Source organism: Chryseobacterium sp. Chry.R1 (assembly GCF_039645525.1).
Lineage (GTDB): Bacteria > Bacteroidota > Bacteroidia > Flavobacteriales > Weeksellaceae > Chryseobacterium > Chryseobacterium proteolyticum.
Window position 1 is genome coordinate 4,228,884 of sequence record NZ_CP151793.1, and the last position, 12,453, is coordinate 4,241,336.

Consider the following 12,453-nt stretch of genomic DNA (forward strand, 5'->3'; position numbering starts at 1 on the left):
CTTAATTTATTTCTTAATCAGTTTAGCATTAGCTGTTTTATTAGTATCCGTCTTGATCACCACCAGGTAAGCACCTTGTATCAACGGCTGTGTATTAATCTTCGTAACCTTATTCTTGGTTTTCAAACTTTGAAGCTGTCTTCCTCCCATATCATACAAAGTAATATCCGCTTCCCTGAAATCAAAACCTATTTCAACATAAGCATAATCTGATACCGGATTCGGATAGATCTTGATATCTTGTTTCTCAATTAGCTGATCCAGTTGTTTATCTCCCAGCTTCACAATCTTCCAGTTCTCCTTCCCTAATTCCTCTGCACTGGTTCCTGCTAAAATGATGGAACCATCTCTGTTCAGCTTAATATCCGATAATCTCTCCTCCCTTTTTCTTGATTCTCCCTTTACATGCTTTCTCCACTGTTCATTTCCATTATGATCCAGATACAGCATCCAGAATGTTTCATCATCTGTTTCTATTCTTCCTTCTGCCTGAGTATAGCCACCCAATAAAATTCCTTTAGTAACCTCTTGATTCCTGGTTCTTGATTCCTGGCTCTGTATCACACTCATACCCATCAAAACATCCCTGTTTTTGAAGTTGTAGGATTTCTGCCACTGTTCATCTCCTCTTTCATTTAAAGAAACCAACCATAAATCTGTTCCTTCTTCTATTCCTACTGTCTTGTTTCCGGATCTCTCACTTCTGGATTCTCCTCCGATGATATAACCGTTTGAGGTTAAAGCCAGTGTTCTTAGATGGTCATCTCCTTTTCCTCCCAGGTTTTTTTCCCATTCTACCTTTCCCTCTTTGTTTAGTTTTACAATCCAGTAATCTCCTTCACCAAAGTTTTCAGTGGTTTTTGCATAGCGGGATACGGAATCTGAGGTTCCTGTAGCTGAGTTTTGATTCCCGGAATCGGAAACACGAAACTCGGAACTCCTTGAATAGATTCCCAGAAGTGCTCCTCCGTCTCTTGTGGGGATCATCTTCTCCACTTCGTCTAATCCTCTTCCTCCTAAAATAAGTTGTGAGAGTTCTTTTCCGTTTTTATCGAGTCTGATAATCAGGATATCTTTTGAACCATAACCTTTGGATGCATTCTGAACATTTCCGGCTACAACAAATCCTAAATCTGTGGTTTGGATAACCGCTCTGGCTTCTTCATCAGCACTTGTTCCTAAAGTCTTCTGCCACAATTCATCTCCAAATTCATTAATCCTGATGAGCCAGATATCTGATCCTCCTTTCGAGTCATCTTTTTTATCTATTCCCTTTCCGGAATATGAGGTTCCTGAAACTAGAAAGCCTCCTTCCTGGGTAGCTACGGTAGACGACAAATAATCATGATTGTTTCCTGCGAAATATTTCTCCCAAACCTGATCTCCTTGCTGGTTCAGCTTCACCAAATGAAAGTCGTAACCATTATTTTGCTGGGTGCTTCCTGCATCTTTCTTCTGGTTTCCAGCCTGTATGACACTTCCTGTTATCAGATACTGCTGATCGATTGTTGTGGTTACCTGGCTCAGGAAATCCTGGGTAGAAGATTTGATATCTTTTTGCCAAACCACTTCCTGGGCCGATAGCCCGGAAATAATGCACGTAGAAAGTACACTGAAGTAGAGTTTTTTCATGCCTTGTGTTTAATTGTTAAATTCATTTTTATAATTGCCGCAAAAGTAATCTTTTTTATCTCACAACGAAAAGACTTATCGAAAATTTTTGACTTCATCTTTTTCATTTGTACAAAGTTAGCTTTGAGCTGCGACAAAACTCGTCGCTTAAAAAAGTTTATAATCTGATTCCACATAAAAACCGGTTTATTCCATGTATTTTAGAATAAACCGGTTCCTTGATAATGATGATATATAAAATTACTCTTTCACAAATTTCACATTTCTATCATCGATTTTAAAGATATATACTCCGGGAATAAGCTCAGCAATATGGATAGACTTTCCGGGTTGATATTTTCCGGATCTTACCAACTTACCGTCTATGGAATAGATGACAAACTCTGCCGATTTTTCTATTCCCTTCAGATAAAGTTCATTTTTAGCAGGATTTGGATATAGGGCAAACTGATCTTTCTCAATATTTTCAACGCTAAGGCTATTATCTTTTGCTACAGTAGAATTTCTTTCCAAAATCTGGTATTCATAATTGAACTGAACATTGGCAATCGGGAACGGTACCGGTTCTACAAAATATTGATTATTTGAGGTATTGTTTAAAGTAAGATAAGCGACCTGTCCTGCTGTTCCGTTTACCTTTATCGGAAGAGGCATTTCATAAAAGCTTACGGAAGAATTACTTTGAGTCTGGCTAACTTTAATCGTAATGGTTTGATTAGAAGACTCCCTCCATCTGATATCATAGGTAGGATACCCTTCACCATACACCCAATCACTGAAAAATCCCGAAAAATCCTTACCGGTAGATTGCAGTAAAGAAGCCGTAAGATCTGCTGTTTTTGCGTAGCTGTAGGCTAAGTTGGGTCTGGAATGATATTCCTGAATTGCCTGATAAAAAGCAGCATCTCCTAAGATCCATTTAAGCATTCTCAGAATATAGCCTCCTTTCGCATAAGATAATCTTCCACTGAAAATAGCCCCCTGATTCCCCAGGTTCGCATCAGCAACATAAGTACTTCCTCCTGGAGAACTGGTAATATAATCTTTCTGACCTGATAAGTAATTCATAAATTCAGGTTGGGTCATCAGTAACTTTTCATTGGCAAGGTGCTCCCCGAATGTGGCAAATCCTTCATTCAGCCAGATATCATTCCACGAACCACAGGTTACTTTATCCCCAAACCATTGGTGAGCCAGCTCATGAGCTATTACACTTTTTCCCCAGGAACTCATTGAAGACATCGTCTGATGCTCCATACACACACCTCCGTATTGAAACTCCATATGTCCATACTTCTCATTACGGAAAGGATAAAGACCGAAATAAGTTTCAAAAGTGTTCATGATCTGTTTGGTCCATTCTATATTGGACATTACTGCCGTATTATTTACAGTTGTAGGATATACATAATTTACAAAAGGGAAAGGTGGATTTCCCATAGTATCATTAAGCTTAACAAAATTAGTGATAGCAAGGGCTACTAAATATGCACTGGTTGGGTACATTGTTCTCCAGAATGTCAGCTTTTTATTATTCGGAAGTGCTGTCTCAGACATCAGCTTACCATTGGCAGCTACGTTATACTGATTTGGTGTTGTAATTTTAAAATCAAAACGGTCAATTTTATCATTTAAACTTTGTTTTGTCGGAAACCAATCCTGCGCGCCATAAGGTTCACTAAGGGTTGAGAGAATAAGCTCCCCGTTTTGGGAACCGGTGGAAAACGCACTATTTGCCGTATCCGGTGGGCCTGCATACTGTATTGTTAATGAATCAAGCACATTCGCAGGAAGGGAGGAAGGGAAGTCAATTTTTACCTCTTTCGTGGATAATTGCTGAAAGGTCAAATTATTTCCATGGTATTTCACTTGTGAAACCGTTAAGGTATTGGCCAAATCAAAATAGATACTGCTCATGCTTTGATTGGGCTTAAAATGTGATGTTACCGAACCGGAGATATTGTAAACTGCAGGATCCAGGCTTACATCCATCCTCTGGTATTGGAGATCATAGTTTAATGTATGGGGATTGATGTTGGGTGCCGTCATCTTTTGGGCAAAAGTTTTCATCTCTTTTACTATTAATCCCTTCATTTCAACATTTTGATTCTGACTATGCAATGATCCAAATGAAATAATGCATAAAACTACAAGATAAAGTTTTTTCATTTTTATTTTTATAATAATGACCAAAGATAAAAAAAACCTTCTAATCATTGATTAAAAGGTTCTTATGATATTAAATAAATATTTTTAAAGGTCTAATGCCGGTTCCAGCAGCCTTTCCATTCTTTTCTTCACCATATCTACGGATCCTGCATAGTTGTTAACCATCAGTGAGAACACAAGGGTCTTCCCGGAATTGGTTTTCATATACCCTGCCAGAGTTTTTACTTTATTTAAAGTTCCTGTCTTAGCAAATATCTGTCCGTTTCCTGTTCCGATAAACATTCTCTTTAATGTTCCCGATTGTCCTCCTACAGGAAGTGAAGTCAGGTAAGCTTTATAATACTTTTCATCCATTAATGAAGTTAAAAACTTCGCCTGTGAAATAGGAGTAACGGTATTGCTTCTTGAAAGCCCACTTCCGTCCATATAGTTTAAACCATTGATATCAAAGGCGTTTTCTTTCAAATGGGTTGTTACAACAATTCTTCCCGATTCTGAAGTCTGATCTCCCAGTTTCTGGAATCCTACTGTTTTTAACAGTGCTTCTGCTAAAGAATTATCACTATGCTGGTTGGTGTAATAAATAATATCGCTCAAAGTCGGAGATTTGTATGCTGAAATCAGCTTTCTGCTCTCCGGCATAGGATCTGTCATTTTTGGAGTAACTTTTCCACTAACTGCAATTCCACTTTTCACCATGGTCGCTCTTAAAGTATTGGCAAGATATGCCGGGGCATCAGGTAGCTTAGTAGTAAGAATACCATCTCCTTCATATTTATCTGCATATACCATCTGATTGGCATAAGGAGATACATAAAAATACTTTTTCTCAGTAGAGAAATTACCTGATTTCTTTACAATCAGTTTTTCATTAGCCGGATTAATCTCACGGGTGGTTCCAACCGGTAAATAATAGTTGTTATTTTCCAACCAAACAACATTTTCCGGAAGTCTTGAAATATTACCTTTGAAAAGTGCTGTCTGGATGATAATATCACCATTTACCCTTTTGATTCCTTCGTGAGAGATTCCACTAAGAAAGTCTGAAACAATCTCTCTATAGGATAACGCTCCGCCTTTGTTTGTTCCAAGCGATGGATCCCCGCTTCCTACGACATATAGATTACCATTTAAAACCCCGTTTTCATCTATACTTCCTGAGTATTCCAGCTGAGTCATCCAACGATAGTTCTCTCCCAACAGATTCAAAGCTGTTTCTGTGGTCAAAAGTTTTGTTGTAGAAGCAGGAACCAAAGGAGTGTTTTCATTGTATGAAGAAATTACTTTCTTCGTTTTCGGGTCGTACACTACAAATCCCCATGATGCATTTTTCAGCACAGGATCGGAAACCAGAGTGTTTACATTAATATCTACGAGTTCTTTAGCCGACAGAATTGTTTTCTCCACAACAGAAGTTATAGGAGAAGGTAAGTTTAAATTCGTTTTCTGATTGTCATAAGCCTGAGAGTAAAGAACGGTAGAAACGGTAGATTGAGCAAGGAAAAACCCAGAAGCCAGTACCGCTACGCTTGAAATATATTTTCTGAAATTTACCATCTATCTTAGTTTTGTTTCTATGTCTGGAAACCATAAAAAACGATTCATAATAATCATCCAATAAAGGCACCAAACAATTAATCAACGACCAAAAGTAGAAAATATTGTTAGAAATCAGACCATTATAGTCTGATAAAAGGCTATAAAATTTGTTAAAAATTGTTAAAAATCCACGAAAACGTCTTTTTTGATGCTTTGATAAGCAGTTATTTCATCAAAATCTTTTAAACTTAGCAAAACCTGCTCTTTGTATTTTTCATAGTTTTTTCCACGGGGAAGTTTGAGTAATATCTGGAACTGATACAGATTATTAATCCTTGCAATCTGAGACCTTTCCGGACCTAAAACACATTCTTCCGGAAGGTATTTTCTTAGAACAGAACCCAGAAACTGGGAAGCCCTGTTTACTTTATCTTCTCTCCTGTGTTTCAGCTCAATCATAATAAGCTTTGTGAAAGGCGGATAATGGAATTTCTGGCGCTCTTTTAAAAAATAGTAGTAGATCTTGGAAACCTTATTCATTTTGATTAGCTGAAAGACTGAATGCTCAGGATTAAATGTTTGAATATAGATTTTTCCTTTTCCAGACACCCGTCCTGCCCTTCCCGCAACCTGGGTAATCAGCTGGAAGGCCCTTTCTTCAGCTCTGAAGTCCTGTACATATAATAAAGAATCCGCTTTAGGAATAGCGACCAGTTCAATATGATCGAAATCCAATCCTTTTGAAATCATCTGTGTGCCCACTACAATATCAGTTTCCCTGTCTTCAATCTTTTCATAAAGTTTTTCATAGGCAAATTTTTTCCGCATGGAATCGACATCCATACGATCTACCTCGTTTTCAGGAAATAATTTGGAAACTTCTTCATGGATCTGTTCAACACCTACTCCTCTTTCATTCAGATTCTCTGAATGGCATTTCGGACATACTTTAGGCCTGGAAGCCCTTTGTCCGCAATAATGGCATTTCATTTCATTCGCAGCCTTATGATATGTCATTACCACATCACAATTGGAACAATAATTAACATATCCACAGGATTCACATTCCAAAACATTGGCATAACCACGGCGGTTATGAAGTATAATAGCCTGATTCCGCTCTTCCAGTACTTTTTTTATTTCATCGATCAGTTGCAACGAGAAATTTCCTGAAACTTTTTTAGAATCCTGAGCTTCTTTAAAATTTATAAGTTCAAATTCCGGCAGCTGAACATTTCCGAACCTTTCATTAAGGAAAACATATTTCATCTTCTCCTTACGGGCTAGATAATAGCTTTCCACAGAAGGAGTAGCAGAACCTAAGATCACGCGGGCATCATAAAAATTACCAAATACCAGGGCAGAATCTTTTGCATTAAAATAAGGGGAAACCTCCCGGGCTTTATAAGCAGAATCATGCTCTTCATCCACAATGACCAACCCAAGATTCTGGTAAGGCAGAAACAGTGCATTTCTTGTTCCTATAAGGATTTGGATATCATTATTTTTGATTCTTCTCCAGACCTCTACTTTTTCAAAATCCGTTAGCTTCTGGTGATAGAAGCCCAATTTCCGACCGTATTTTTTTTCAAGTCTCTGCGTAATTTGTTTGGTAAGAGAAATTTCAGGAAGCAAAAATAAAACATTTTTGCCCTGCTGAACACACTCCTCTATCTTCTCTAAATAAATATGGGTTTTTCCCGATGAAGTCACTCCATGAAGCAGCACATTTCTTCTTTCTTCAAAAGCTTCATCAACTGCCTCTTTTGCTTCTTTCTGAGCCTCTGAAAGCGCTTCTATTTCTTCTATTTCCCCATCATAACTTTCCAGCCTGTCTTTTTGCAGATAATACTCTTCGATGAAGTTTTTATCTACCAGAGGCTTTAGATGGGAATGCCCAAACACTCCATCTTCAAAAAGATCTGACTTTTTAATAAAAGTATCCGGATTCTCAGTCTGATGTGATAAAATGAGAAGAAAAAGATCCTTTTGCTTAGGTGCTTTGTTCAGTTTTCCGAGAATTACAGTAAGACTTTCATTGTTTAAAAGTTCTTCGTTGATCCTGACATAAGCAACTTCTTTCGCTTTGTATTTTTCGCCAATCTTTTCATCAATTTCAATGTATTGCAGATCAATCAACGAATTGATTGTTTTTATAATATCTTTTTTAGGAATAAAAGCTTCAAGATCTGTAAGATTGATAAGTTGCCGGACTTCAAGTGCCTGAATGAGATACATTTCATTAACATCCAGATTTTCAAAATCAACTGTTACGTTCGGCTTTAATTTCAGATATGTTTCACTTTCAAGCTTTAATGAGGAAGGAAATGCAAAACGATAGATTTCACCCAAATTACAAAGGTAATAGGCAGAAAGCCAGTTCCAGAAACCGATCTGCTCCTGGGGCAAAATAGGAGATTCGTCCAGAATACTGATGATTTCCCTTGGAATAAACCTTTCCGGTTCTGTATCATGAATTTCAAAAACAATTCCTGTGTAGATTTTTTTTCCACGAAACGGAACTAAAACCCTCATTCCGGTTTGTAGTAACGGCATTAGCTCTTCTGGCACTTTGTAAGTAAAAGAACCTTTTAAATTTAATGGTAAAACAATTTGGGCGTATCGCAAGAGAAATGATTAAAGTGTAAAATTAAATCATTCTTCACAGAACTGCAATTTTTTATGAGTTGTTCCCCATTTTCTAACCTATATTTGTTATTCAATTTTGATTCATGGAAAATTATATCCTGCTTTTTTTTATTGGACTCCTGGCCGGAGCGATTAATGCAGCAGCTGGCGGTGGATCATTTATTACATTTCCCGCACTTATATATGCCGGTGTTCCCCCGATTCAGGCCAATGCTTCAAGTACCGTTGCCCTGTTTCCGGGAAGCTTAGCCAGTGCATGGAAATTCAGAGAATATATTAAACCTTTCCCTGCTATTTCAATCGTAGCGATGATTATACTGACTCTGCTGGGAGGTTGTGCCGGAGGTCTGTTATTGCTATATACACCATCCAGTGGATTCAATCTGGTGGTTCCATGGTTGCTTCTGTTAGGTTCCATGGCTTTTGCATTTGGGAGGCAGGCCGGTAACTGGTTGAGAAAGAAAATGCATATAGGAGCGGGATTAGTACTGGGTGCTCAGTTTCTTTTAGGAATATATGGCGGTTACTTTGGCGGAGCCGTAGGAATAATGATGATGGCCGTTTGGGCGTTATTCGGTTTATCGGATATTAAAGTAATCAATGCCAATAAAACCCTGTTTACAGGAATTGCCAATGCGGTGGCTGTTGTACTTTTTATTTTTGCAGGGAAGGTTTACTGGCCGGAAACCTGCACCATGATGGTTGCCACAATTTCAGGAGGTTATTTTGGAGCTCATTTTACAAAAAAGCTGGATCCTGTAAAACTGCGTACAGGAATAGTTATCTTCAATTTCCTTATTACTGCGGTTTTTTTCGTCAAAACTTATTTTTAATTAAAAAATATTTCAATTATTCTATACCAGATAGCGGTTGTTAAGAATCCGACGATAATACTGAATCCAATGGTTAAATTCGTGAGTTTGGTATTCAGCCTGAACTGTTCGGCAATAATACTTGAAGTTACAAGAGTAGGCATTGCAGCTTCGAAGATGGTAATTCTAGCAATATCTCCTTTAATGCCTGAAAGCAAAGCCAGTCCCAAAACAATCGCCGGTGCCAGAATCAGCTTATACAGCATAGATACAGACATTTGGGGAATGAGTTTTTTCCAGCCATTAAATTTCAACTGTAACCCCACGGAAAACAAAGCTAATGGACTTACTGTCGCAGCTAATTTATCAAAGAAGGGCTCAGCAGCTGTAAAATCAATAAACTGAGAGAGGATCAGCGCACTGATACATCCAATTAACGGAGGAAATGTGATCAGTCTTTTCAAAATGAATACAGCACTTACCTTCCCCGACCTGCTACCTCCTTTTACTGCGGCAATAATTCCCAAGGTAGAAAGACTGAAAAACATGGTCTGATCACAAATAATAGCAATGCTCAAAAGGCTTTCTCCATAAAAAGCACTTATTAAGGGAAAACCGATAAAGGAAGTATTGCTGTATCCGCTAATAAGCTCCATTGTACTTTGTGAACGCCTTGAATAACCTTTTTTCTTGCTATAAACCGACATAAACACAAAACTGAATACCGCAATAAGAAATGTCGCCACAATAGGAAAAAGCATTTCCAGTGTCCAGTGAACTTTAGGTAAATATTTAAATGAAACGGCAGGCAGGGCTAGATAAAGAATCCAGGTATTGATTCCTTTATGGGCATCCGGATGAATTGACTTGGTTGATCTGAATACCATTCCAGCCAAAATACATACCGCTATCAAAACAAAATTCACCATAATTGTGTCTAAATATGTTGCAAATGTAAGATTGATTTTTCAGCCGGACATAGAAATTGAATCGATTTTTAACCGAAAACTATGCATGGACTATCTTTTTCTCTGGATTTTACTATAATCAGGAATTAATAACGTCCCATAAACTCATCACTCCTATTTTATCCAATGGCTTTGAAAGTTTAATACGTCTTGGTTTTTTGGGAAGCAAATCAAAGAAGTTATCACTGAAATGAGTATCTCCCATCAGATAAATATTTTTAGTTAAAACATCCGTAGATATTTCGATCTCTGAAGAAGATATTTTTTTGATATGTACCGCAGGTTTTGAGAGCTTCAGATCTTTAGGCTTTACAAGGAAATAAGTATTTTGTGCTATTTCTTTGTTACTTTTATCATTTAAAACCACATTTAGAAATACTTCGTTCCTGGAAAACCGGCCAAGTATCTTTTTAATTTCTATCGGATCAAAGGATATAATATCCTTTAAATTCCTGTTCCCGGAATGAATCCTTTTAATAATCTCCCCTTTAAATGTGGTTACTTCTATGGTTGCGCTTACACCGTTCAAGTCCTGTATAAGATCGTTAACAGCAAATAAATTCAGTTTATTGTCCTTTTCTTCTGCCAGAATAACCTGCTGCTCAAAACTCCTTTTGACCTGGTAGTGCAAAGCTTTCCAATTTCCGGAATAGTCGATAGAAGACCACGAAACCACAGGCCAACAATCGTTAAGCTGCCAATATAACGTTCCCATATTATAAGGTTTTGCTCTTCGATGTGCTTCAATAGCGATTTGCATTCCACGTGCCTGCAGCAGTTGTGAGATGTAATTGTATTTTATAAAATCAGCAGGTACAGGATAATCCCGTTCCATATATGTATTGATGATTTCCCAACCTCTTGCATGCTTTTCATGTGCTTTTATAGTACCATTATTCAGATCGAGTTGAGAAGTTCCGGAAAACATAGTTTTCGTGGTCTCAAGACTTGGCATTCCCTGAAATCCATATTCAGACATGAAACGCCCTACTTTTTCATTATACACTTCAAAGGGCTGTTCACCCCACCACACGCCCCAGTAATGAGAGTCACCTTCTGTAAGGCTTTCCTTATGGCCCCAGCCGATCGATGGCGAGCTTGGCCAATATATATTCTTATCAGAAGCCAGCTTTTCTTTTAATGTGTTGGGAATTAATTCATGAAAGACCTTTCTGTAATCTTTCCAAACCTGCAAAGAATCTTCTTTCGAATATTTAAATTGTTTCTGGTATCCCCAGTTGACAATAGCTTCGTCTACTTCATTGTTTCCACACCATAAAGCTATGGAAGGATGATTCTGCAAACGGGTGACCTGATCTTTTACCTCCTCTTTTACATTGTTCAGAAAATCCGCATCAGAGGGATAAAAACTTCCCGCAAACATAAAATCCTGCCACACGAGAATTCCATTCTCATCACATGCCTTATAAAACTCATCATCTTCATAAATCCCACCACCCCAAACGCGGATCATGTTGATATTTGCCTCTTTGCAATCTTTTATCAGTTTCTGATATTTTTCTTTCGTAATCCTTGGTGAAAAGCTATCTGCCGGAATCCAGTTCGTCCCTTTAATGTATAACGGTTGATTATTCACCTTAAAATAGAAAGACTTCCCTTTTTCATCCTTTTCCTGAACCAGTTGTATAGTTCTGAATCCCGTTCTAAGGCTTTTTGCATGAATCTCTTTTTCTCCTTTTAAAAGATTAATTTTAAAATCATAAAGATTGGCATCTCCCCAACCATTTGGCTGCCAGATTTTCAATCCATCGATTTGATAGGGAAATCTTATTTTATTTTCACCTTTTCCAAGAGAAAAGGTCTTTTGGGAATTATTGATTTTTAAGGCATAATTACCTGGTGTCTGTACTTCGATATCAACTTCAAAGCTAAAATTACCTTTAGGTTCCGCTGATACATTTTGCAAATCCTTTATGCTTTTAATCTTAGCATCATTCCAGAAGTCAAGTTTTACCTCTTTCCATATTCCTGCCGTAACCAATCTCGGCCCCCAGTCCCAACCAAACTGATACTGTGCCTTTCTAACAAAGCTTCTAGGGCTTTCAGGCATCGTGAAAGGAACTTTTTGAGCCAGCTTTTTACCTTCTTCTACAGCAGATCTGAATGAAATCTTTAGAATATTGTCGCCCTGTTTCAGATAATTTTTAACAGGAATACTCCATTTTCTAAACATGTTATCCGTCTTCTGAAGAAGTTTTCCATTAAGGTAGATTTCAGAAAAGGTATCCAGGCCTTCAAATACAAGATCTATATTTTGATTTTTCAACTCGTGTGATGAAATTTTAAAACGGGTCTGATAATCCCAGTTTTCATTTTCTACCCATTGGACTTTTTTCTCATTTTCATCTTTAAATGGATCGGGGATCAATTTATTATCCATCAAATCCTGATGCACGGTTCCCGGTACTTTTGCAGAAAGCCACTGAGTTTCTTTTGAGTTTTTAAACTGCCATTTTTCGGATGATAAACTGCGCTCAGAAAATTGTGCACTAAGAAAATTGTGAATAAGAAAAAAGGTAATAAGTATGGTTTTATTCATTGATGAGTTTATTTACAATTCTAAGAATTCCATCTTTTATAAGGAGTTCATCAGAATGAATGGGCAGGCCTCGTTAAATGGCAGATTGTTAATTATTTTTAAATCTTTATATTAAAAATTTAAT

The 12,453-nt window shown here is 37.5% G+C and carries 7 protein-coding genes; 1 reads left to right on the plus strand and 6 read right to left on the minus strand.

Going from position 1 to position 12,453, the window contains the following annotated elements; all coding sequences use genetic code 11:
- Positions 1-6: 6 nt before the first annotated feature.
- The 4 genes from AAEU33_RS18910 to priA form a co-directional block, all read right to left on the minus strand.
- Positions 7-1,632, minus strand: coding sequence for a T9SS type A sorting domain-containing protein (locus AAEU33_RS18910; protein ID WP_345989654.1), 1,626 nt, complete (start codon positions 1,630-1,632; stop codon positions 7-9).
- A gap of 240 nt (positions 1,633-1,872) precedes the next feature.
- Positions 1,873-3,801 (minus strand): M1 family aminopeptidase, encoded by a 1,929-nt coding sequence (locus tag AAEU33_RS18915; RefSeq protein WP_345989656.1) that lies wholly within the window; start codon positions 3,799-3,801, stop codon positions 1,873-1,875.
- Positions 3,802-3,885: 84 nt separating this feature from the next.
- Complete coding sequence (gene dacB / locus AAEU33_RS18920; protein WP_345989658.1) at positions 3,886-5,358, minus strand: D-alanyl-D-alanine carboxypeptidase/D-alanyl-D-alanine-endopeptidase; 1,473 nt, start codon at positions 5,356-5,358, stop codon at positions 3,886-3,888.
- A 162-nt stretch (positions 5,359-5,520) separates the two neighbouring features.
- The gene (priA, locus tag AAEU33_RS18925; protein ID WP_345989659.1) at positions 5,521-7,968 is read right to left on the minus strand and encodes a primosomal protein N'; all 2,448 of its coding nucleotides are present in this window, start codon (positions 7,966-7,968) and stop codon (positions 5,521-5,523) included.
- Between the two features lie 104 nt (positions 7,969-8,072).
- Here priA and AAEU33_RS18930 point away from each other — a divergent pair, with 104 nt between their 5' ends.
- A complete protein-coding gene (locus tag AAEU33_RS18930) occupies positions 8,073-8,822 on the plus strand; it encodes a sulfite exporter TauE/SafE family protein (protein WP_345989661.1) in 750 nt (249 codons plus the stop codon).
- Here the strand turns inward: AAEU33_RS18930 and AAEU33_RS18935 are convergent.
- Together AAEU33_RS18935 and AAEU33_RS18940 are read right to left on the minus strand one after the other, a co-directional pair.
- Positions 8,819-9,730 carry an AEC family transporter gene (locus AAEU33_RS18935; protein ID WP_273647422.1) on the minus strand — a complete coding sequence of 304 codons (912 nt, stop codon included), beginning with the start codon at positions 9,728-9,730 and terminating at the stop codon, positions 8,819-8,821. The two genes, AAEU33_RS18930 and AAEU33_RS18935, sit on opposite strands and share 4 nt — an antisense overlap.
- A gap of 118 nt (positions 9,731-9,848) precedes the next feature.
- Positions 9,849-12,329 (minus strand): glycoside hydrolase family 2 protein, encoded by a 2,481-nt coding sequence (locus AAEU33_RS18940; RefSeq protein ID WP_345989663.1) that lies wholly within the window; start codon positions 12,327-12,329, stop codon positions 9,849-9,851.
- Positions 12,330-12,453 lie beyond the last annotated feature (124 nt).